Source organism: Gilvimarinus japonicus (assembly GCF_042847215.1).
GTDB classification, from domain to species: domain Bacteria; phylum Pseudomonadota; class Gammaproteobacteria; order Pseudomonadales; family Cellvibrionaceae; genus Gilvimarinus; species Gilvimarinus japonicus.
Genome location: NZ_AP031500.1, coordinates 499,805 through 522,551, shown reverse-complemented (window position 1 = coordinate 522,551; position 22,747 = coordinate 499,805). Strand labels below are relative to the sequence as shown.

Below are 22,747 nucleotides of genomic sequence, written 5' to 3'. Positions count from 1 at the left end.
CCAATATCGAACACAAGTAAAGAGTGCCACCATGAGCGATATACTCAGCGAATTAACCAAGATCCTTGAGGCGCGAAAAAACGCCGCCGATGCCGACAGCTCGTACGTGGCAAGCTTGCATCAAAAGGGCCTAAACAAGATTTTAGAGAAGGTCGGCGAGGAGTGCACCGAAACCATCATCGCCGCCAAAGACGCCGCCGCGAGCGGTGACAACGCCGAACTTATTGGTGAAACCGCCGACTTATGGTTTCACTCGCTGGTAATGCTCTCGCACCTGGGTGAAAATGCCGACAGTGTGCTGGCCGAGCTGGGCCGACGGTTTAATGTGTCCGGTCACGACGAAAAAGCATCCCGCACCAGCCATTAATGATTAAGAATTAAGAGGATTTCATCATGGGCATTAGTCCCTGGCAGTTACTGATTGTTCTGGCCATTGTCATCATGCTGTTTGGCACCAAGCGCCTGCGCGGCATGGGCTCAGATCTAGGCGAAGCGATTAAAGGCTTTAAAAAATCCGTCGGTGATGACGACAAAACCGATGCGGATACCGACCCCAAAAAAGTCGAAGCCCCCGACTCGGCTGATGCGAGTCAAACCGACAGCACAGCCGACAAAAACAAGTCTAAGACTCACTAAGCGCAGCTTACTTTATGTTTGATATGGGCTTTTTTGAGCTGATGCTAATTGCCATTGTCTCTCTGTTGGTGATTGGCCCTGAGCGCCTGCCCGACACAGTGCGCTCTGTTAGCCTATGGGTAGGCCGCCTAAAACGCAGCCTGCGCGAGACCCGCAGCGAGATCGAGCGCCAAATTGGCGCCGACGATATCCGTCGCCAGCTGCACAACGAGCAAATCATGCGCAACCTAGAGGCGACTCGCCGGGAACTTGACGATGTCAAGGCGGAAGTAAACGACATCATGGACCCAGAGCGGGCGCGCCGGCTCGACTCCGCGCGTTACGAGCACACCGACGAGCTGCCCGATCACGCCCACACGCAAGAGCCGCAAACGCCCGCCGCCGATGCTGACGCCACTGGCACCGACTCTGATACCGGCAAACCATGACCGAATCGACCGATAAAGAACTCCCCTTAGTGCAACACCTGATCGAGCTACGCAACCGTTTGTTGCGTGCGCTGTTAGTGGTCGGGGTTATTTGCGCCGCCCTGCTAAGCTTTAGCGCCGAGATTTACGAGCTGGCCTCGGCGCCGCTGCAAGTGTACCTGCCCGAATCCAGCACTATGATTGCCACCGATGTGGCCTCGCCGTTTTTAACGCCTTTTAAGCTCACCTTATTTGTCGCTTTTATTTTAAGCGCACCCTATATTTTGTATCAGCTCTGGGCTTTTATTGCGCCTGGGCTATACCGCCACGAGAAACAACTGGCCATGCCGCTGTTGGCCTCCAGCATCGTGCTGTTTTACGCTGGCATGGCGTTCGCCTACTTTGTGGTGTTCCCGCTGGTGTTTGGCTTTTTTACCTCGGTGGGGCCGGCCAACGTCGCGATTATGACCGACATTAGCCGCTATTTAGACTTTGTCCTAAAACTGTTTTTTGCCTTTGGCGTCGCCTTTGAGATCCCCATTGCTGCCATTTTATTAATCTTAAGCGGCGCGATTACACCCGACGGCATGGCCAAAAAGCGCCCTTATGTGGTTGTTGGTTGCTTTGTGATTGGCATGCTGCTCACGCCACCCGACGTGATCTCGCAAACTTTGCTGGCGCTGCCTATGTGGCTACTATTCGAGACAGGTATTTTCTTTGGTCGCATTTTGTATCGGCGGCGCAAAGAGGCCGATCCGCAAGACGACCGCGAGCAAAGCCAGGACAATAACAGCGCCGACTAACCGGCGCTTAGTTGCTGTGTTTTAGGCGCGCTCGGCAAACACCTCAAGCAGTGCATCGCGGTCCTCTCCCCAACGATTCCAGCCCAGCTCGTGAAAGTAAAACACGACGGTGTTAACTGCGGGCTCGATCATGGCAACCGCACCGCCAATTACAATGTCGCCGGTTAACAGGTAAGTCACCGTAAACGCGACCGTAAAGTGCAATACAGCAAAAGATAAAGTTTTTAACATGGTCGCCTCCGGTACGTGATGAGATTATTGCCTACAGGTAAATAGTAATCACTCCCAACAAATAGCACCAAGTAATTGCAGCTATCTCTTTAATAGTTGTTACCTATACGCTAAAATGGCGCCCTTATCGACGTATTCACCCTAAATCCTGCCAATATCCACTCAACATTAGGTCACTTCTGCCGTTAACCTCTATAACTATAGAAGTAAACGTTTTACTACCGCTCCTTTTAAGCAAGCTGAAAATTAGCTGACAACCTTGGATGACGTCGTGCTGCGATTAAAAATTTCTCACAAGCTCTTACTGATGGTCGCTATCGCCCTGGTGGCCTTTATTATTTCTCAGGGACACTCAGTGTGGGTAGAGCGCGCCAACGCCGGGCGTCTAATGGCCGTGCAAACCAAACTCTACCCCGCGCTTGAGTTAAACACCGTTAACCTCGGTACTCTATTGTTGATGGAACAAAATATTAATGCTGCCGTCACCACCGGGGACACGGATCTGCTGGCGCAGGCCGAGCAACAGCACACACTGATACAGTCAAATTTGCAGGAGCTAAGCGAGATCGACGCGGCTATTAGCAACGACAGCGAGCTCGCTAGCGAGCAGTTCGCGCTTTGGTACCAAACCGCCAAAGATATTGCCCAGAGTTTTATCGATGGCACGGTCGATTTCTCCAGCGTTGCCGAGCAGGCACGTAAAAATGCCCAGCGGTTAGAGGATCTGCGCAGCCAGCTTGAACAAATGAAGCTCGCCACCAAAGAGCGCTTTACCCAGTCTATTGCCCAGACACTGGCTGAATCTGCCAGTGCCGGGCGTATCTCGCTCGCCATTGCGATCACCACCATGACCCTATTGCTCGGCTTAAGCCTCGTGATCGGCCGCTCCATCACCCGCAATATCGCACAGGTATCCGACTCTCTGCGCATCATGGCCTCTGGCGAGGGCGACTTAACCTCGCGTATCGACTATCGCGGCCACGACGAGATTTTAGAGCTGGCCAATAACTTCAACGCCTTTGTCGAAAAACTCCACAGCTCGTTTGCCGAGATGCTTAACGACGTTACTGCGCTCAGCACCGTATCGGCGCGGCTGACCGACACCAGCTCGCGCAATGTCAGCGAAATTGCCGCGCAAGCTGAGGCGATCGCCTCCACCCGCCACGCCATTGAAGAATTGATGAGCAGCGTGCACGAAGTCGCCGAGTTTGCCAGCAATGCCTCGAGCCAAGCCACCGAAATTAATCAAGCCGCCGAACAGGGCCAGGCCACTCTCAATACCAACGTCACCACCATTACCGCCTTGGCCGGCGACGTCAAAGAATCGGCCGATGTGGTTAATCAGTTTGACGGTTTTAGTGCCGATGTTGGCAAGCTGCTTAACACCATTCAAAACGTAGCCGAACAAACCAACTTGCTGGCCCTTAACGCCGCCATTGAGGCCGCTCGTGCCGGCGAGCACGGCCGCGGTTTTGCGGTGGTCGCCGATGAAGTGCGCCAACTCGCGGTGCGCACCCGCCAGGCCACCGAAGAAATTCACAGCGTTATTAGCGAGCTGCAGAGTGTTTCGCAAAATGCCGTCAACTCGATGCAATCGAGTGTCGAGCGCGCCAACACGGGTGTGGCCGCCACTCAAGAGTCAGAGCTTGCGCTGCGCACCATTTTAGCCAGCGTGCAGCAAATCAGCAGCTTTAATGATCAAATCGCGGCGGCAACTCACGAACAAAGTGCTACCTTTAATGAGGTGGTAAGCCACGTTACCAGCATTCATCAAAATACCGAGACTGTCACAGACAGCACCAGCGAGACCAATGAAATTTGCCAAGATATCGACGACATATCCAAACGCCTCGGCCATATCGCAGCACAATTTAAAGTTTGATTTATTTTTCACACAAGGAGTTGCCACTCATGGCTCAACGCATCTACAAATCCACCGCAACCATGGCAAGCCTGACTTGCCTTTTGCTGTGCGCCAATACCGTTAACGCACAATCCGACGAAGAGCGTCTCAAGCAGCTGGAACAACAAGTTGCGAATTTACAATCGCAAGTTAGCAGCAACAAAACCGGACAAGATCGCCTGCGTTTTAACGGCTTTTTGAGCCTGGCCTACGGTGTTGCCAGTAACGATGGTGGCTACGCCGGTTACACCGAAGAAGGCACTTTTAACAACGACAGCCTGTTTGGCTTGCAGGGCGCCTTTACCCTAACCGACGACACCGAAGTCACAATGCAGTTAGTCGGACGCGGACGCGAAGACTGGGACCCGGCCATCGAGTGGGCTTACATCAGCCATCAATTCACGCCGTCGTTTAAAATGCGTGCCGGTAAAATGCGCTTGCCGCTGTTTATGTATTCCGACTCACTGGAAGTGGGCTATGCGCAACCATGGATTCGCCCGCCGGTAGAAGTGTACGGCGCTGTGCCGGTTACCAGCTACACCGGTGTCGATGGCTTATACGATATCTCACTAAACAACTCGACGCTGTCACTGCAGGGGTTTCTCGGTGAGTCCGACGAAACCATTGCTTTGCCGGGCGGCCAAGTCGCACGTTTGGCCGTTAATGATTTAGTGGGCGGCTCCGCCACCTGGACTGACTTTATCTGGACGCTACGGGCCAACGTTGCCCAAGCCGAAATTACCACCGGCGGGGACAAACTCGACACCACCTTTATGGGGGTCGGTTTTAGTTACAACGACGGCACTTGGCAGGTGATTTCCGAATTCACCAGCCTTGAGATTGACGGCCCCACCGCCGACACAGAATCAGGCTACATCACCCTTGCCCGTACCTTTGGTGCCTTTAGCCCCTACGCCACTATCGCCATGACCGAGAGCACCGACGACAGCGAACGTCCGCTTAGCCGGCAAGCGGCCTTTGCCGCGCTGACCACACCGGGCAGTCCGTTTTTTGGCAATACCGATGTGTTGTCGGGCTCGGAAGTCGCTAACTTAGAACGCAAAGCCTACAGCCTAGGCGTGCGCTGGGATGTTATGAGCAATGTCGCGGTTAAGTTTGACGTAACCCGCGCCAGCGACTTTGGCAGCACCGGCGGCGGACTCGACGGCAACTTTGCCCCCGCGATCGCCTATGACGACGCCGATGTTTACTCCATCAAAATCGACTCGGCCTTTTAAGGAGCACTGTTACCATGAAACATTTACTTTTATCGCTCCTGCTAATCACACCAATGGCACTGGCGGACTTTGTCGTGATCACCCATCCATCGGGCCCCGACGCTATGGAGAAAGATCAGGTTCGGGACTTATATATTGGTCGCAGCAAGCAACTGCCGAATGGCCAAAGTGCCGATCCCATCGACCTTGAAAGTGGCGATGCGCTGCGTGAAGAATTTCACAGTGGCGTTACCGGTCGCTCCCAGGCACAGTTAAACGCTTTCTGGTCTAAGCAGGTATTTACCGGCAAAGGCCAGCCACCGCGCACGCTAGGTTCAACCGCCGCGGTAAAAGCTGCGGTTGCCAGTACACCCGGCGCGGTGGGTTACGTCACCCCGGCCGATGTCGACGGCAGTGTGAAAGTGGTTTTTACACCTTAGTGTGATCGTAAAAAAAGGGCCGCTGTTGCGGCCCTTTTTTTTTGGCGTAAGCATTCACTACCGCTGCATTCGGAAAATCAAGTCGGCACTTTGCACCTCGCCCGACTCGGCCTCGATACGGAAGTTATCGTTTAAAAAATAGGTCAAGCCAACACTCGACAAACTGTCGAACAAACCAATAGCGTAATGCACATAAAGGTCTTCGGTAATATATTTGCCAAGCCACAAGCGACTGTCTTTCACATCATCTTCGGCTTTAATGGTGAGCTCATCTAAACCAAAACGACTGGCAATATCATCGGCCAGAAACTGACCCCGTTTTATCCCAAGTTTGGCAATGGCATTGACCAAAATTGCCCCCTCTCCTGACGATGCGCCATCCAGTGGTTTACCGGTAAACAACATCGACATAGCATTACTGTCGCTCACTTGCGGGCGCGAGAATATTTCGGTCACCGGCGCTTGCAATGTCCCGCCAATAATCAGCCCTACAGTCGTCTCTTCCACTTCTCGGGTAGCGGTAACGTTAAGGCCGGGGTCATCTAACGGCCCTTGGAATGACAAAGTCCCTTTCTCGATACTTAAATCTTGCCCGTACGACTGATAACGACCGTCAATAATGTGAATATTCCCCACGGCATACATCGCCCGTTCCGGTACTTTATTCAGTGACAGATTGCCGCCAATACGCGCTTTAAACCCAGCCGCATCCAACGTAACTTTATCACCCAGGGCAACGTCTAAGTTCATGTGCAGCTCCATACCTGGAGACTGCCCGGTGCCTGTATCGGCATCAACCACAACCACGTCGTCGGACACTTTGGTTGCCGTTACCGGCAGCGTACTGATCGTTGCGTGGGCCTCGGGCACTTTCGCGCTACCGGAAATATCAAAGGTATCGGCATCCACTTTAATAGCAACATCGGGTGTTAGCAGCAAGGTTAACGCGGGGATATTCATAAGCTTGGCGCGCTCGCCAGCGACGCTCGCCTCCACCTGCCAGTTGGACGACAGTAAATCGCGTCCCTCCCCTTTTACCGTTAGCGTCCCTTCACCGGCACTCGCGTTGGCATCGAGCAACAACCGCTGATGATCGCCTTTTACGGTCGCATTGAGGGCGGCCAAATTAACCCCGAGTGACGGCAGCTCCAAACCGCCATCGGCTAAGGTTAAATCTACGGCGGCGCTCGGTGCATCCAAAGTACCGGCGATGTTTAACGCGCCTTTTAACGAGCCATGCACATTGCTAATTGCCGGTAATAGCGCCTCAAGGGGCGAGAGGTTATCGAGGCCAATATTGAGCTTGCCGTTTAGCGAGCGATCGCCCGTATGGGCACTGAGCGTGCCCTGTAATTGACCGTAGTCGATAAACGTCAGCCCCACGTCGGCGTTCAACTGTTGCGATTGAAAGTTTGCCGTTACGTGTAAATCTTCAACGGGATATTGATCGGGCTCTCCCTCTTCAAGGTTATAAATAAACACCGCATCTTGCGCCGCCAATTCGACATCCATTACCTGAGGTTCACCGGCAGGCCAGCGCAATGTACCTTTACCGTGAATAAACCCGTCGACATCCACCTCTTCTTTTAACCAGCGGCGCAACAATGCCAGCGGCAAACGGTTGATGGTTAAACTGGCCTCGGTTAACCCTTGTGCCTGCCACTGGCCATCCAAACATAAATCGGTGCCGGCGTTGTGCGGCACCGAGTCGTCCGGCTGCTCTCGCCTTGCACTTTCTCGCCTAGCGGCCAGCGCAGCGGGCGTGGCCGCCGCGGCATTGTCAGGTTTGGGGTCGCCGTCAACCGCCGCTGAAGCCGTATCGGCATCAGCGCGCTGCCCCCGCTCATTGCCCCGATTAATCAAACACAGAGATTCAAGCTGCGCCCGGTCGGCCGCGAGCTCCAGTGCCGCACTCTGGCGCAAGTTCATGGTGCGGGCATATGATGAGCGCAGTTGTAATTGCTCGAGGGTTCCACGCCACGACTCGCCATCCCATCCACCGGCAAGCGCCAACTGCAGTTGGTTTTGCGTGTCCTGCACAACATCCAGCGACAGAGTGTGTTGCTCGGCGCCACCATCGATAACAGCACTGACCGCCGCCAACTCAACGCCCGCTAACAGCAAATCACGCGCCTCCGCGGTTAACGCTAGCTGGCCTTTTTTAAGGTTCACGGATTTGGATTGCAAACTTACATTGGCAATTTGGTAATCCTGCCAATGTAAGTCTTGCCCCTCGGCGCTCAGCTGGACTTTGGGGCTTGCAAGCGTACCCGTCAGCTGGCCTTGCGCGGTTAAGCTACCGCCTAAGCTTGGGTCTATCTGAGCCAGAATGGGCGCCTGCAGATCCCAGTTAATATTGTACTGATCACTGAAACTGCCATTTACGGCCACGCGATTGGCGCCAAGGGAGACCGCTAAATCGCTGAACTGCCAGCGCTCGCCGTGGTAGGCTAGCGCGCCCTGACCGTTAAGCGCCAAGCCACGTAGCTGACCTGCCATCGCGTTAATATCAAGGCTTACATCCAACGCGCCATTGCGCTGTGACCCCGCGGTGGTGACTTCGGCGTCAATATCGCCGGGCCAATCACGCAACACCAGCTGCGGATCCAGGTGCTCGGCGGTCAGCGCCAAATCCCAACCTAAGCCGTCAGCCCAATCGAGCCCGCCAGTGGCTTGCAAGCGAGTTTTGGCTGCGGCAAATGTCGAGTCTTTCAGCGTCAAGTGCTGAGTGTCGCCGGTGATATCAGCCTCGATCGCTAAGCTCGGATAGTTGGGGTGGATAAAATCCCCGGTGAGCGTGGCGTGGTAATCATCGAGCCACCCTTTAACCGCAAGAGCGCCGGCCACGTCACTGCCCGCTAGCGCCGCAACCTCAATGCCCAATGCTGCCAGTGGCTGGCGAGGCCACGACAGCTCGGCATCGATACCCGCCGACTGATCGCCCACGCCGGTGGCGTAATCACCAGCCAGCGACAACTGGACCGGGCGAGCTAATGTCGCATTAACACCTAGCGTTTCCAGATCGCCATTCAGCGCTAAACGCCCGGCAGGTGCGCGGTTTAAAACCTCAGCGGGCACAAAATGCATGACATCAGCGGCATTTGCGCCGGCCGCTAGCGGTTGCAAGTCCCAGCTGAGTTCGGCGTCAAAGGCGTAGGGGTAACTTAGCTCCGCACTGCCACTTAAGGTTGCCTGGCTGTCGGCCGTGCGCACGGTCAATTCATCAATGACAAGACTACCCGGCCCATAGCGCGCACTGGCATGGGCGGCATCCAGGTAATAGCCCTGATCGTTAACCGCAACATAACCACGTTCAAGGTTTAAATCGCGCACGATAATAGCCACCGGCACCCCCAACTCAGGCCAGCTAAACGCGGCTTCAGGTTCAGCGGTATCGGTCTCAGGCGAGCTAGTAATTTGAATATCCAAACCACTTACCGCAAGGGCATCAACCACTAGCGCCCCCCACATAACACCGGCCGGGTGCCAGCTCAATTCGATGGCGTCGGCGCGATACTCGCCCCCAGGCATGATGTACTCGACTTGCCCCAAACGCACACCGGTCATGAGGTTGCCGTCGAGCTGCTGATAATTAAAGGCCGTGGCACCGCGCACCTGATCGAGCAGCCAGCGCGTACCCGGCTCCGTTACTAACACTAAAGTAGCAACGCTGATTAAGGTCATCAGGACAACAGCAAGCGATAACAGCGCTCGCAACAATAACCGCTTTATCACAAATCAGGCCCCACACTTAAATGGATACGCCAGCCTTCGTCACCATCGAGGGCGCGAGCGAGATCGGCGCGCACCGGGCCCACCGGCGAGATCCAACGAACCCCGACACCAACACCACGATAACGGTCGAGGTAGCCTTCATTAAACGCAGTCCCTTCGTCGTAAAAGGTCGCCACGCTAAAGTCGCCAAATATGCGATGGTCGTACTCGACGCTGCCAGTTATTAAACGTGAACCACCAATGACAATGTCGTCGTCATTGGTGGGACCCAAGGTTTTATAGCCATAGCCACGTACGCTCGAGTCACCGCCGGCAAAAAACCGCAATGAGATGGGCAATTTATCAAAGTCATCTATTTCGGTAATACCCGCCTCACCGCGTAATAACACGCGGCCATCCTCACCTAACGGGAGAATCATTTTAAGTCGGCCATAGGCTTGCAAAAAATCCGTGCTAGAGATCAGCGACTCACTCGCGCCTTTGAGGCGCATCGTGACATTCCAGCCGCGGCGGGGGTAGTTTACGTCTTTGGCGCTAGAGTACGAGGTGCTGTACAACGGAATAATTAATTCTGAGCTGCGCGCCGGGTCGTCGCCAAAGGAGTAGTCTTCTTGCTCGTAGCTAAGGCCGTAATTGTTGAGCCAGGCGCTGTTTTCCCAGCTGGAATAGTTGGCCCCGGTAACCAGACGATTACTGGTGGAGTCGTTAATTTTTTCTTGCGTAAAACCGGTATAACCGCGCAGTGTTTGGTAGGCGGGGCGCGCCATGGGGATCGAGTAACTCACCATATAGGTGGTAATCACTTCCGAGGCGTTAATATTCACATCGAGCTTGTGGCCGCGATCGTTTAAGTAGCGATTTTCATAACCCAGCAAGATCCGTGGGCCAGTGTCCGAGGCATAACCAATACCCGCCGAGTAACTGTGCTTAGGGCCGGCACCCAGGTCAATATTTACCGGTACCGTACCATCTTGCAACGACTGCATTTGCGGCACTACATTGACAGTTTCAAAATAATTGCTCGCCTGCAATTCACTTTTTAAACGTACTAAATCATCGGAGTTGTACTCATCGCCCTCTTCAAGCGTCACGTACCGATTAATCAAATCGTCATTTAAAATATCATGTTTAACCGTAATGTCGCCCAAGCGATAGCGACTGCTGGTATCCATCTCTAGGTTAACCCGCGCGGTGTTGTGCTCCCGACTTACCAAGACTTCGGCGCGATTAAAGTCGGCATCAAAGTATCCTTGGACATTCGCCGCCTTTAGCAAACTACTTTTGTAAGCTTCGTAACGACCGTGATTAAGCGGGCTTCCTACCCGCAAAGGGTTGCTCGAACGCGCTTTAAGCAGGCGCCGGTTGTCTTTTCCGTCGCCAACAATATTCACATTCACTTCGTCGTAGCTAACTACCGGCCCTGGGGTCAGCGTCAGGGTTAAACGCCAGCAATCGTTCTCGCGCTGAAAATCTTTTTTGCTGGAAAGTTGGTAATAGCCCAATGCTCGGGCGGCCTCGTCAACCTTGGCATCAAGCTCGCGCCCCAAGGCGCGCATATGCCAGCGCGCCAAGCGACAGGATTGATTGGCAACATCTAAATAAGCGCGAATGTTATCGCGCAGCGCATCAGAGCCGCCCACCAAATCGAGTTTGGGCTCAATAGCAAATGCGAAGGGAGTTTGACTGAGAACACCTACCAGTAGCAGGCGAGCAATGTTTGGCGGCATAAGGTTCCGGCTAAATTCAAAGTTAGCAACACATTAGACAAGCTATAGCTGCCAGAAGTTGCAACGCCAGTTTAGCACTCCATGCCACCTGCAGACCAACCAATAGGCGCCACAAAGGGCGCCTGGGGGGATATTACATATTCGCCATAATCTCGCGCAAACCGTCAACTGAGGCCTCAACCGATTGCAGTGGCGTCATGCCCTCGGGGTATTCTTCTTGCTCGACCACCAGCCACTGCGTACCACCGACTTCACGGGCGGCGGTTACTACAGCGGCCCAATCAGCGACATCTTGTCCCAAAATGGTTTTTTTGCCAGTCGTGCCCTCGGGTAAACCGGCTTTGATGTGTGTCGCCAGAGTACGACCGGGGTACTTGCGAATATAGGCGGCGGCATCTTTACCCGCCACAGTCGCCCAGCCGGCATCGAGTTGCATAATCACGCGATCGTCGGTGTTACTGGCAATAAAGTCCCAAAAGGTGCTGCCTTTATAGGCATCAAACTCTGGCGCGTGGTTATGATACCCAGTAAGCAAACCGTAAGGGGCTAGCTTACCGGCCACTTCATTCAACTGCGCGGCCAATTCGCCAACTTGCTCGGGCTTGGTCGCCCGACCATCCCAGGGCACCACCAAATAAGCGGCGCCAAGGGCCTGATAAAACGCGATTGTCTGATACAGCTTGTCATCGCTCAGCTGATCAAACCCCACATGAGCACCTGATGCCTCCAGGCCAATATCAGTCAAGTACGCCTTCAAGCCCGCGGGGTTATCCGCGTAAGGGCCAAAGTTACCGGCAAACTCTACCGCATCAAAGCCCATATCAGCCAAAGACTCTAGGGTTCCTTTAAAGTCTTCGGTCAGGTCATCTTTTACCGACCACAACTGAACACTAAGCTCGGGCTCGGCCGCACTAGCCACGCCCGTAAAAGCCGTCACTGTCAGCAGGCAAGATGCTAAAAATCGTTTAAAAACATGCATAATGGCACTCCATTCGTTATTCGTTATACTGCTGGAACCGCAGCGTGCGTGCTGAGTCAAATAACCCGCATCGGCGCTCAGTATAGCCACTCGGCCCGCCCCGGCGTAAAATCTTTACCCATACTTGCAGTCTCTAACACAGTAACCAAACCTTATGCCCTCAAACACTACCAGCGACCATCACACGCCACCTTTAACCCTAAGCACACCGGAATATGTGGGTTTTGGCCCACGCTTTGGCGCCTTTATTATCGACTCTATTGTCGTGCTACCGCTGCTGATCGGCGTGATCATCACGGCCTACCGGCATATGGACAGTGGCCTTGAGATGTTACTGGCCGGCGGCGACAACCTTTGGATTAATTACGGCATTCCCGCCGGCTTTACCCTAGTGTTTTGGCTGATCAAAGCAGCCACCCCGGGCAAGCTGGTGGTACGCGCCAAAATCGTCGATGCCGACAGCCTTGGCAAACCCGCCCCTTGGCAACTGGCGGTGCGCTATATCGGCTACTACGTCTCGCTGCTGCCGCTGGGGCTAGGTTTCTTGTGGATTACCTGGGACCCGCGCAAGCAAGGTTGGCACGACAAACTGGCGCGCACCCTGGTGATTCGCCCGCCGGCGTAAACTACTGCGCGGTGATCTCGTCCACCTTTATCATCGCGCTAGTAGGGGTAAGGTTGTCGCGCCATAGGGCCGGCTCGGTTACAATAGCGGCCCAAAATCTGGCGACAGGCAAGGTGTGCTATGAGCGAGAAAAAAACCACTCACTTCGGTTATGAACAGGTCGAGGTCGACCAAAAGGCCGAGCGCGTCGCCGATGTGTTCCACTCGGTCGCCGGCAAATACGACTTAATGAACGACCTGATGTCCGGCGGCGTGCACCGCTTATGGAAGCGCTACACCATCGAGAAGTCCGCCGTGCGCGCCGGCCACAAGGTGCTGGACATTGCCGGTGGCACCGGGGATTTATCCTACCAATTTGCCCGTAAAGTCGGCCCCGAGGGCTTAGTGGTACTGGCGGATATTAACGCCTCAATGCTCAACGTTGGCCGCGACCGCCTAACCGATCGCGGCGTGGCCGGCAACTTAACCTGCGCCCAGGCCGACGCGCAGTACCTGCCCTTTCCCGATAACACCTTTGATTGCATCACCATCGCCTTTGGCTTGCGCAACGTCACCGACAAAGACTTAGCGCTGGCCGCGATGCTGCGCGTGCTAAAACCCGGCGGCCGCTTACTCATTTTAGAGTTCTCTAAACCGGGCAACCCACTGCTCGAAAAAGCCTACGACACTTACTCGTTTACCCTACTGCCATTGATGGGCAAACTGATCACCAACGACTCTGACAGCTACCGCTACTTGGCCGAGTCGATTCGCATGCACCCCGATCAGAAAACTCTGCAGGGCATGATGGATAACGCCGGTTTTGTCATGACCGAGTTTCAAAACATGACCGGCGGCATCGTCGCCCTCCACATGGGTGTTAAACCCTAATGGCCGATCCAACCGCCGTTACCGCCGTGCTCATCGCGCTAGAAAAAGCGGTAGCAAAGGCGCTGCATTACGACCCGGGCACTCAGGCGCAATTAGCCAAGCTCGCCGGCCAAACTTTGCTGCTAGATTGCACGCAACCGGCACAAAAAATTTACCTGCACTTCACACACGATGGCATCAATCTAACCGGCCATCACGAAGGCGAGCTGTCGGCGACCTTAAGCGGCAGCGGTGCCGACATGGTGAAACTATTGTTTGCCGATCAGCACAGTCTGTACGGCAGCGGCGTTAGCATTAGCGGCAACGCGGGCGTGCTGGCACAGCTACAAGGGCTGATGGGCCAACTGGATATCGACTGGGAGCTAGCGCTCGCCGATATTATTGGCACACTACCAGCCCACGCCCTAGCGCAATCATTGCGCGGCGCCGGTGTTTGGGCCCGCGACCGCGCCCACGGCGCCGAGCGCTTGGTGCGCGAGTACTTGGCCGAAGAGTCCCCAGCGGTGCTGGGCCGCTCTGAGTTTGCACTATTTGTTGAGGATATCGACCACACCCGCCTGGCACTGGATCGACTCGGCGCCCGTATCGCCCGCCTGCAGGCGCGCCACGATCACAAGGATCACTGATGTTTTCTCTGTTTCGCCTGTGCCGAATCATCTACACCTTTGCCCGCTTTAGGCTCGACTTATTGCTGCCTCGGCACAACTTGCCCTGGTGGCTCAGGTTACTGCTCTGCCCTCTGCATTTAATACCCGCCGGTAAGCTCACCCGCGGCGAGCGTCTGCGCTTAGCTTGCGAGCAACTGGGGCCAATTTTTGTTAAATTCGGCCAGCTATTATCGACCCGCCCCGACTTGATTCCCGCGGATATCGTCGCGGCGCTAAGCGATTTACAAGACAATGTGCCGCCGTTTGCCAAAGAAACTTTTTGCGCGCTGGTAGAAAGCTCGTTGGGCGACAGCGTCGACGCGATTTTTGCCCAGTTTGATCGCGAGCCGCTGGCGTCGGCGTCGGTCGCGCAGGTACACGCCGCCGTGCTACACGACGGCCGCGAGGTGGTGGTAAAAGTTGTGCGTCCCGGCATCGAGCGCATCATTAGCCAAGACACGCGCCTGCTGCACTTGTTAGCCCGCGGGCTTGAACGCTACAGCGCCGACGGCAAACGCCTGCGCCCGGTCGAGGTCGTCGACGATTACCGCACCACCATTTTTGACGAACTGGATTTACAGCGCGAAGCGGCCAACGCCTCGCAACTGCGCCGTAACTTTTTACATTCGCCGCTTTTGTATATCCCCGAAATCATGTGGGATTACACCCGCCATAAAGTGTTGGTGATGGAGCGCATTTCGGGAATCCCCGTCACCCAAATCGATGCATTAAAAGCGCAACATACCGACATGAAAAAGCTCGCCGAGCGCGGTGTCGAGATCTTTTTTACCCAAGTGTTTGAGCACAACTTTTTTCATGCCGACATGCACCCGGGCAATATTTTTGTCTCCCGCGAGCACCCAGACCAACCCCAATACATTGCCGTGGATATGGCGATTGTTGGCTCACTGACCCGCGCCGACCAATACTATTTAGCGCGCAACATGCTGGCCATGTTCCGCCGCGATTACCGCCAAGTGGCCGAGCTGCATGTACAAAGTGGCTGGGTACCCGAAAACACCCGTACCGAAGAGCTAGAAGCCGCCGTGCGCACCGTGTGTGAACCAATCTTTGAAAAGCCTCTCAAAGATATATCGTTTGGCCATGTATTATTAAGCCTGTTTCGTACCGCGCGGCGCTTTAATATGGAGGTGCAGCCACAACTAGTACTGCTGCAAAAGACATTATTAAATATTGAAGGATTAGGCCGCCAGCTCTACCCCGACCTGGACCTGTGGAGCACCGCCCACCCGTTTTTAGAACGCTGGCTTAAAAACCGGTTTGATCCACGCACCTTGTGGGGCGAATTAAAGCGCTACGCTCCCGAGTGGCTTGAGAAGTTTCCCGAGGTACCGCACTTGGTCTTTAACGGTTTACAACAAGTGCAGAATATCGGCCAATGGAGCCACGAACTGGCTCTGGCGCGCGAGCAGATGGCACGCCAAGAAAAAGCCCGGCGGCGCCGACGCTACGCTAACTTTATCGCCTTACTCAGCATTGCCGGCGCCGGCTGTCTGGCGTTTAGCGAGCTGAATATGCGGCTGCAAAGCATCGATGTTAGCCAGCTACCCGCAAGCGTCTGGGTGTTGCTGGCGGCCGCCGGCATCGCCATAATAGCGGGACGTTAAAAACGCCCTATCAACACCACAACGTCAGTACAAGGATAAGTGCACACTATGACTTTTATTGGTAAAAGCTCTCTACCAGCGCGCTTACGCGCGACCCTCCACGCCACGATAACATTAAGCGTGTTATCACTGGCCGCCTGTGGAGGCGGGGGCGGCAACTCTGGCCCGCAGATTTCACGCTCTAGCTCTAGCGCTGTGGCCAGCAGCAGCTCCAGTTCCTCCGCACTGACATGGGTCGAGGGCGCCTACGCGCCGGCTGAGAATTTTTCGAGCTTGTGTGAAAATCCGCGCACGGGTATTGCCCCATACAACAGTCAGCCCTACCCCGACCAACAAGGCAGCGCCACGCAAGAGAACTTCTTTTTGCGCTCTATCACCAACGAGTTCTACCTGTGGTACAACGAAGTAGAAGACGTTAACCCAGCGCTTTACACCACGCCCACGTATTTCCAGCTGATGAAAACCACGGCTTTGACGCCCACCGGCACCCCCAAAGATCAATTTCATTGGAGCGCCCCGACCGATGAATACCGCGAACGCACCGAGTCGGGCGTTGAGGCCGGCTACGGCGCTGTTTGGGCACTACTGTCAGCCGTCCCCCCGCGAGAGGTGGTAGTTTCTTACGTGCAACCAAACTCGCCCGCCGCTCAAGCCGGGTTGAGCCGCGGGGCACGGGTTTTAGAAATCGATGGCGTCGACTTTGTTAACGGCGACGATATTGCGACGCTAAATGCCGGACTGTTTCCGACCGATCTAAACCAGAGCCACACTTTTAAGGTGCAAGACCTAAACAGCAACAACAACCGCACCATTGAGTTGAACTCAACCGAGATCACCATTGCCCCAGCCCCGACGGTAAAAACTCTCGACACCGCGACCGGCAAAGTCGGCTACATCTTGTTTAATACTCATATCGCAACAGCCGAAACCGCACTCAGCAATGCTATCGAGCAATTGCGCAGCGACAGCGTCAGCGATTTAGTATTGGATCTACGTTACAACGGCGGTGGTTATTTAGCGATCGCCAACGAACTTGCCTATATGATTGCCGGCAGCAATGCCGCCGACAAAACCTTTAATACCACTGAGTTTAATGACAAGTACCCGAACGTTAACCCTTTTACCGGCGAATCGCTCCAACCGGAAAAATTCTACACAAGCACTCAGGGCTTCTCGGAGGACGTCGGACAAGCGCTACCCACTTTAAACCTAAACCGCGTTTACGTATTAACAGGCCCCAACACCTGCTCGGCATCCGAGGCTATTATTAACGGTCTAATCGGTATCGATGTTGAGGTAGTGCAAATTGGCGCCGCCACCTGTGGCAAACCTTACGGTGCCTACATACTCGACAATTGCGGTAGTAGCTATTTTACCACCCAGTTTAAATCCGCCAACGCCAAAGGCTATGGCGAGTACAGCGACGGCTTCTTCCCGGGTAATACCGCCAGCAGCAACACCGCCGAGCTGCCCGGCTGCATCGTCCCCGACGATTACGACCATCTGTTAGGTAACGTCGACGAGGCGCGCTTAGCCACTGCGTTACACTACCGCGATACCGGCAGCTGCCCGAGCGCAAGCACAAGTAAAGGACATACAGACCTGCAAAAAGCACAAGCCGCTGGCACCGGTGACGGTGTTATTCATCAGCCGCCGGGGCTCGGCGATATGATTTTGCGTCGTTAAGGAATATCACTATGCCACAAACCATCAAGCTAACATCAGCAGCCCGCCTTAGCGCGAGCTTGCTGCTGGCTGTCGCACTGGGTGGGTGTCAAAGCACCTCTATGCCCGAGCCGCAACCGGCGCTGTTGGTTAAGCCCGACGCTACCGCGCAAGCGCAACTCAAAAGAATCGTCGACAGCGCGCTTAATACCGAGGTGACCTTGTCGACAAAAGCGTTAACCGATAAACCCGTACTGATTATCGACGCCGCTAGCCGGCCCCGCAGCATAGAGGCGGCCGGCGTACAGGGCAGCTGGCGCGACCGGCCCGATCACTTTGAGCTGTATTTAGTGAATGACCAATGCCGACTGAGACACCGGCAGAGTAACCGGGAGTGGCCCATTCCCGATGCGACGTGCGTCGCGGTGAACGGTGAACGGTGAACGGTGAACGGTGAACGGTGAACGGTGAACGGTGAACGGTGAACGGTGAACGGTGAACGGTGAACGGTGAACGGTGAACGGAAAATAGTAGCCGTCGCCGTTCACCGTGCAAGTTTTTGCTATAAAATCTGATCGCGCTCCCGAAAGCCCATTAAGTAAAGAATAGCGTCTAGCCCTAAGGTCGAGATAGATTGCTCGGCCGAGGCCTTTACTAACGGTTTAGCTCTAAAGGCAATGCCCAGGCCGGACGCCCCCAGCATCGGCAAATCATTGGCGCCATCGCCCACGGCAATAGTTTGTTCGGTGGTAATGCCCTCGCGCTCGGCCAGCATTTTTAACAGCTCAGCTTTGCGTTCGCCATTAATTACCTGCCCTTTTACTTCGCCGGTAACTTTGCCATCAACGACATCCAAAGTATTGGCGTAAACGTAATCGACCCCCAGTTTTTTTTGCAGGTATTCACCAAAGTACTGAAAACCACCAGAGAGGATCGCGGTTTTATAGCCGAGCTTTTTTAAGCTGCTGATCAGTTTCTCGGCGCCCTCGGTAATGCGTAAATTAGCGGCTATCCCTTCCAGAACACTTTCATCCAGACCTTTAAGCAAGGCCATGCGACGGGCAAAGCTCTCGTTAAAGTCCAGTTCGCCGCGCATAGCAAGCTCGGTGATCTCGGCCACTTGCTCACCCACGCCGGCGGCCTTGGCCAGCTCGTCGATGACCTCGGCCTCAATCAAGGTTGAGTCCATATCAAAGCAGACTAAGCGGCGGTTGCGGCGATACACGGTATCGCGCTGAAAGGCGATGTCGGCTTCGTGGCGAGTGGATAACTCCATAAAGTCGGCACGCAATGCCTCGCGATCGGCGGGCTCGCCCCGCACCGAGAACTCCACACACGCACTGGCGCGGTCGTCAATGCTATCGAGTGAGATGCGACCGGACAGGCGATTGATATTGTCGATATTCAAACCGTGCTGTACGGTGACCTCGGTCAAGTCAGCGATTTGATGCGCCGTGACCTCACGCGCCAACAAGGTAACGATATAACGGGCTTTGCCCGCAAGCTCGACCCAGTGCTCGTAGCTATCGTAACTAATACTGGTAAAGCGAACATTGATATCGAGCTTAACCGTCGCGCCCTGTAACTCAGCCAGTAGCTCGGGCTCAGAAACACGGCCGGTATCTATCGCCACCAGTAAACCGAGCGCCAAATTGTCGTGAATAACAGCTTGACCGATATCAAGTATCGCCGCATCGTAGCGGCCGAGCACTTGGGTAATAACGGAGGTAACGCCCGGCCGGTCAGCACCGGCGGCGTTAATCAGAAGGATTTGTTTCACGTTGCCAGATCACGTCTCAAAAGCGCTATTATAGCGTTTATAGTCGGCCCAATACTAATTGCGTTAAAATGCCGCCACAAAGTTAACTCACCGGACTCACCATGCGTTTACGCCAGACCTTAAAGCAGCACCCAGAGCTAGGCCTTTGCACCATTGCCATGGTGCTACTCGGGGTACTCGGCGCCGCACTGGTATTGCATTTTGCGGGACAACAACACGCCCTGCAACTCGATCGCTACGGGCAAGCTTTAGCCGATCGCGCCGCAGAGCAGGCGGTCGAGCCGGCGCTGGCGCAAGATATGATCAGCTTACAAGTGATCGTGCAATCGGTCACCACACAACCGGCCGTGCTGCGTGCCAGTATTCGCGATGTCGAAAACCGCTTACTGGTCGAACACGGCGAGAGCACGGCACCGGTGGGCTACCAGACACCGAGCTACAGCGCCGGTATCACCCTCGACACTCACATCGCCGGCCATCTATCGGTCACACTGCAAACGCCGCCCACCAGCCAGCTGTATGGACTGTTTTTATGGGTGTGGAGTATCGCAATACTGCTATGCATCGCGGGCCTATGGCTAACGCAGCATATTCTCCAGCAAAGGCGCGACACTATCCGCGAAGAACAAACACTCTCTGCCGCGGCGCCCGCAACTAAAGCCCATCCAAGCGAGCCGACGGCACCTGTTACGCAGCCAGATCCCACCCATGAGGAAGTCACAAACCAACCCAGGGACGATGACGAGTCGCCCGAGGACGACGAGCAACCCTCACCCAGACCGGACGCAAACCAAGAGGGCCCAAGCGAGCCCGACACCCACTGGTCCGAAGCCGAGAAAGAGCACGAGGCGCCACAACACGCGGTTATCATTGAGCTGGTGTTTCTCAATATCGACACCTTGCGATTGCAGCTTACCCTGGGCCGGTTTAATCACAGACTAGAGCGTCTCGATCAAGCGCTCAGCGGCATACTCGCCCTGTACGCTGGCACCAAGGGACCGCTGCGCAACCAACGCATGAAGCTCACCGTAACCGGCGACAGCTTAGCCGATGCCAGTTTTTACGCGCTTTGCATCTGCCAGCTCGCCCTGCGCCTTAGCTTAAGTGGCGAGCGCCCCGTGCTAAAGCTGGCCGCCAACGTAATGGCCACCGACACACAAGCAGAGCCTCCGGCCCATACTACCCCGGCCGTGTGGGTCGACCCGGCGCTGCAATGCGACTTACTGGAGCAACACGTACAAATTAACGCCGCCGATCACTTAGAGCAGATTAAACCGCCCTACGAATCGTTGCTGCAGCGCCAAGAGCAACAGTTAGCAAGTCTGGCCACCAGCGACGCCTAAGGGCGTCGCCCTGTCACCGCCCTGTCACTAAAACATCACACAACGGTCACGATTTGATTTTAGCGTAACCCCATAGCCGCACACTGCATTCAACGCGGCGCTTTGTTATGGGCGAGAGATATGCTGAACATCGAACAATCTGTGACCAACAAGTTCCCAGGCTTTGCCAACAGCCGACCGGTTCTTCGCGGCACGACACTGTCGTTGCTGCGTAAGCTGACCCACGAGCAAGAGATCAATCAGTTTCTGCACAACCACAACGGCCTGCGCGGGATTGATTTTATCGATCAGATTTTCGAGTACTTTAATTTTAACTACAGCGTTAGCAGCCGCGACCGCAACAACATCCCCTCGCAAGGGCGCGTCGTCATTATTGCCAACCACCCGATCGGCTCACTCGACGGTTTAGCGCTACTGCGTATGGTCAGTGAAGTTCGCAAAGATGTGCGGATCGTCGCCAACGATATGCTGATGGCGTTCAAGCCACTGCACAGTGTGTTTTTGCCACTCGACAACATGACCCGCAGCGCCTACCGCCAAAGCTATAAAGCCATTCTCGAAGCGCTTAACAATGACGAGGCCGTGATTATTTTTCCCGCAGGCGAGGTCTCACGCGCCAGCCCTAAAGGCATCCGCGATGGCGCGTGGCACTCGGGCTTTTTGCACTTTGCCCGCAAAACCTCCGCGCCTATTTTGCCTATCTTTATCGAGGCCAAAAACTCGCTGCTGTTTTACAGCGCATCTATGCTGTACAAACCTTTTGGCACTGCGTTACTCGCCCGCGAGATGTTTAAAAAACACTCGGGCGAAATTCGCTTTCGGGTGGGCGAGGCGATTCCGCACACCGAGTTACGCAACGATAAACTGGCCGACAAAGCATTAATACAACGCCTTAAAAAGCACCTATACAAACTGCGTAAAAAAAACAAACCGCAGTTTGTTACCGAGCGCACCATCGCCCACCCGGAAGATCGCGCCGCACTTAAACTAGAATTTGCAACGGCCACCGAGATTGGCAAAACGTCAGACAACCACAAAATCTTTTTGTGTGACTACCACAGCCATCCCACCGTACTGCGTGAGATCGGTCGTCTGCGCGAGCTCACCTTTCGCCTTGTCGGCGAAGGCACCGGCAGTCGGCGCGATTTAGACAAATACGATCAGCACTACCGCCATTTAGTATTGTGGGACGATAACCGCCTATGCATTGCAGGGGCCTACCGCATTGCCGACTGCGCCCGTATTTTGCGCGAACACGGCTCAACGGGTCTTTACACCGATGAGCTGTTTCACTATCAACCCACGCTCTATCCCTATTTGCAACAAGCGGTGGAGCTGGGGCGTAGCTTTGTTCACCCAGATTACTGGGGAAAAGCCAGTTTGGAATATTTATGGCAGGGGCTCGGCGCCTATTTACAACACGACACCTCCGTGCGTTACGTATTAGGGCCGGTCAGTATGAGTGCCACCTACCCTAAAGCACTGCGTGATTTATGCGTGTATTTTTATCAACATTACTACCAGTGCCAACCGCCCCTGGCCGGCGCGCGTCACCCACACTTGCTGGACGACGACAAACACCAAGAGTTACAACATCTATTTGCCGACATGGATGTTGAGGACGGCTTTCGTTACTTGCAAAAACAATTCTCGGCCGCCGGCCACAAAATCCCGACGCTATACAAGCAATATGCGGCCCTTTACGAGCCCGGCGGCTATCAGCTATTAGCCTTTAGCGTTGACTCAGATTTTGGCGACTGCCTGGATGGATTATTTATGGGTGATCTGACAAAAATGAAAGCCAATAAGCGCAAACGCTATTTAGGCGACAGCTAAGACTGTGTAAACGGCGTCTCAGGTATCGCCAACAAGCGCTAGCGCAAACCGCTACAATACGCTCCCCGCTCTGGCAATCACGGGGAGCGCTCACCTAAATAAAGCCCGCACTCCAGCCATTGCCCACCGCCCGTGAGCGACCAATAACCCGCACAAACCTGACGCCTATAACAGGTACTCCCAAGTACATCCGTTAAAATCACTCATTAATGCAACGACACTCCCTCTAGGCCGTGCAGCGTGCTGCAAACTGTTATATTCTTGGCAGAAGTAAG

The 22,747-nt window shown here is 54.7% G+C and carries 20 protein-coding genes; 15 read left to right on the top strand and 5 right to left on the bottom strand.

All coding sequences use genetic code 11. The features are described 5' to 3' along the window. Positions 1 to 31: 31 nt before the first annotated feature. Genes ACGHAD_RS02165 through tatC form a run of 4 tightly spaced genes read left to right on the top strand, consistent with a single transcriptional unit; the run spans position 32 to position 1,846 of the window. Entirely contained in the window at positions 32 to 367 is a 336-nt protein-coding gene (locus tag ACGHAD_RS02165; RefSeq protein ID WP_339617985.1) for a phosphoribosyl-ATP diphosphatase, read from the top strand. Positions 368 to 393: 26 nt separating this feature from the next. Continuing rightward, positions 394 to 636 (top strand): twin-arginine translocase TatA/TatE family subunit, encoded by a 243-nt coding sequence (gene tatA, locus ACGHAD_RS02160; RefSeq protein ID WP_382416909.1) that lies wholly within the window; start codon positions 394 to 396, stop codon positions 634 to 636. 14 nt (positions 637 to 650) lie between these two features. Further along, entirely contained in the window at positions 651 to 1,064 is a 414-nt protein-coding gene (gene tatB / locus ACGHAD_RS02155; RefSeq protein WP_339617984.1) for a Sec-independent protein translocase protein TatB, read from the top strand. After that, complete coding sequence (tatC, locus tag ACGHAD_RS02150; protein WP_382416906.1) at positions 1,061 to 1,846, top strand: twin-arginine translocase subunit TatC; 786 nt, start codon at positions 1,061 to 1,063, stop codon at positions 1,844 to 1,846. Before tatB ends, tatC begins: the two co-directional genes overlap by 4 nt. A gap of 21 nt (positions 1,847 to 1,867) precedes the next feature. Here the strand turns inward: tatC and ACGHAD_RS02145 are convergent, their stop codons facing one another. Beyond that, a complete protein-coding gene (locus ACGHAD_RS02145; RefSeq protein WP_339617982.1) occupies positions 1,868 to 2,077 on the bottom strand; it encodes a DUF2061 domain-containing protein in 210 nt (69 codons plus the stop codon). A gap of 271 nt (positions 2,078 to 2,348) precedes the next feature. Between ACGHAD_RS02145 and ACGHAD_RS02140 the strand changes: the two genes are divergently transcribed. Genes ACGHAD_RS02140 through ACGHAD_RS02130 form a run of 3 tightly spaced genes read left to right on the top strand, consistent with a single transcriptional unit; the run spans position 2,349 to position 5,637 of the window. Next, positions 2,349 to 3,959, top strand: a complete 1,611-nt coding sequence (locus ACGHAD_RS02140; RefSeq protein ID WP_382416904.1) for a methyl-accepting chemotaxis protein — start codon at positions 2,349 to 2,351, stop codon at positions 3,957 to 3,959. A gap of 29 nt (positions 3,960 to 3,988) precedes the next feature. After that, entirely contained in the window at positions 3,989 to 5,218 is a 1,230-nt protein-coding gene (locus ACGHAD_RS02135; RefSeq protein ID WP_382416902.1) for a hypothetical protein, read from the top strand. Between the two features lie 14 nt (positions 5,219 to 5,232). Continuing rightward, positions 5,233 to 5,637 (top strand): phosphate ABC transporter substrate-binding protein, encoded by a 405-nt coding sequence (locus tag ACGHAD_RS02130; protein ID WP_339617979.1) that lies wholly within the window; start codon positions 5,233 to 5,235, stop codon positions 5,635 to 5,637. 57 nt (positions 5,638 to 5,694) lie between these two features. On the opposite strand, the gene ACGHAD_RS02125 is transcribed toward ACGHAD_RS02130, so the two are convergent. From ACGHAD_RS02125 to ACGHAD_RS02115, 3 genes are all read right to left on the bottom strand, one after another. Then, the gene (locus ACGHAD_RS02125; protein ID WP_382416900.1) at positions 5,695 to 9,372 is read right to left on the bottom strand and encodes a translocation/assembly module TamB domain-containing protein; all 3,678 of its coding nucleotides are present in this window, start codon (positions 9,370 to 9,372) and stop codon (positions 5,695 to 5,697) included. Continuing rightward, entirely contained in the window at positions 9,369 to 11,099 is a 1,731-nt protein-coding gene (locus ACGHAD_RS02120; protein WP_382416898.1) for an autotransporter assembly complex family protein, read from the bottom strand. Before ACGHAD_RS02120 ends, ACGHAD_RS02125 begins: the two co-directional genes overlap by 4 nt. 133 nt (positions 11,100 to 11,232) lie before the next feature. After that, a complete protein-coding gene (locus ACGHAD_RS02115) occupies positions 11,233 to 12,168 on the bottom strand; it encodes a sugar phosphate isomerase/epimerase family protein (protein ID WP_382416896.1) in 936 nt (311 codons plus the stop codon). A gap of 64 nt (positions 12,169 to 12,232) precedes the next feature. On the opposite strand from ACGHAD_RS02115, the gene ACGHAD_RS02110 reads away from it, so the two are divergent. The 6 genes from ACGHAD_RS02110 to ACGHAD_RS02085 all read left to right on the top strand — a co-directional run bounded on the left by ACGHAD_RS02110 (position 12,233) and on the right by ACGHAD_RS02085 (position 17,956). Continuing rightward, positions 12,233 to 12,703 carry an RDD family protein gene (locus tag ACGHAD_RS02110; protein ID WP_382416894.1) on the top strand — a complete coding sequence of 157 codons (471 nt, stop codon included), beginning with the start codon at positions 12,233 to 12,235 and terminating at the stop codon, positions 12,701 to 12,703. A 120-nt stretch (positions 12,704 to 12,823) separates the two neighbouring features. Continuing rightward, positions 12,824 to 13,573 carry a bifunctional demethylmenaquinone methyltransferase/2-methoxy-6-polyprenyl-1,4-benzoquinol methylase UbiE gene (gene ubiE / locus ACGHAD_RS02105; protein ID WP_339617974.1) on the top strand — a complete coding sequence of 250 codons (750 nt, stop codon included), beginning with the start codon at positions 12,824 to 12,826 and terminating at the stop codon, positions 13,571 to 13,573. Continuing rightward, entirely contained in the window at positions 13,573 to 14,199 is a 627-nt protein-coding gene (locus ACGHAD_RS02100) for an SCP2 sterol-binding domain-containing protein (RefSeq protein ID WP_339617973.1), read from the top strand. Before ubiE ends, ACGHAD_RS02100 begins: the two co-directional genes overlap by 1 nt. Continuing rightward, complete coding sequence (gene ubiB / locus ACGHAD_RS02095) at positions 14,199 to 15,848, top strand: ubiquinone biosynthesis regulatory protein kinase UbiB (protein WP_339617972.1); 1,650 nt, start codon at positions 14,199 to 14,201, stop codon at positions 15,846 to 15,848. Before ACGHAD_RS02100 ends, ubiB begins: the two co-directional genes overlap by 1 nt. A gap of 48 nt (positions 15,849 to 15,896) precedes the next feature. Next, positions 15,897 to 17,534: a S41 family peptidase gene (locus ACGHAD_RS02090; protein WP_382416891.1), complete on the top strand. Its 1,638-nt coding sequence runs from the start codon at positions 15,897 to 15,899 to the stop codon at positions 17,532 to 17,534. A gap of 11 nt (positions 17,535 to 17,545) precedes the next feature. After that, the gene (locus ACGHAD_RS02085) at positions 17,546 to 17,956 is read left to right on the top strand and encodes a hypothetical protein (protein WP_339617970.1); all 411 of its coding nucleotides are present in this window, start codon (positions 17,546 to 17,548) and stop codon (positions 17,954 to 17,956) included. 119 nt (positions 17,957 to 18,075) lie between these two features. Here ACGHAD_RS02085 and serB read toward each other — a convergent pair whose 3' ends face one another. After that, a complete protein-coding gene (gene serB / locus ACGHAD_RS02080; RefSeq protein WP_382416889.1) occupies positions 18,076 to 19,293 on the bottom strand; it encodes a phosphoserine phosphatase SerB in 1,218 nt (405 codons plus the stop codon). A gap of 101 nt (positions 19,294 to 19,394) precedes the next feature. Here serB and ACGHAD_RS02075 point away from each other — a divergent pair, with 101 nt between their 5' ends. Both ACGHAD_RS02075 and ACGHAD_RS02070 read left to right on the top strand, forming a co-directional pair. Next, complete coding sequence (locus tag ACGHAD_RS02075; protein ID WP_382416887.1) at positions 19,395 to 20,636, top strand: hypothetical protein; 1,242 nt, start codon at positions 19,395 to 19,397, stop codon at positions 20,634 to 20,636. Positions 20,637 to 20,756: 120 nt separating this feature from the next. Continuing rightward, entirely contained in the window at positions 20,757 to 22,472 is a 1,716-nt protein-coding gene (locus ACGHAD_RS02070) for a GNAT family N-acyltransferase (protein ID WP_382416885.1), read from the top strand. Positions 22,473 to 22,747: the final 275 nt, after the last annotated feature.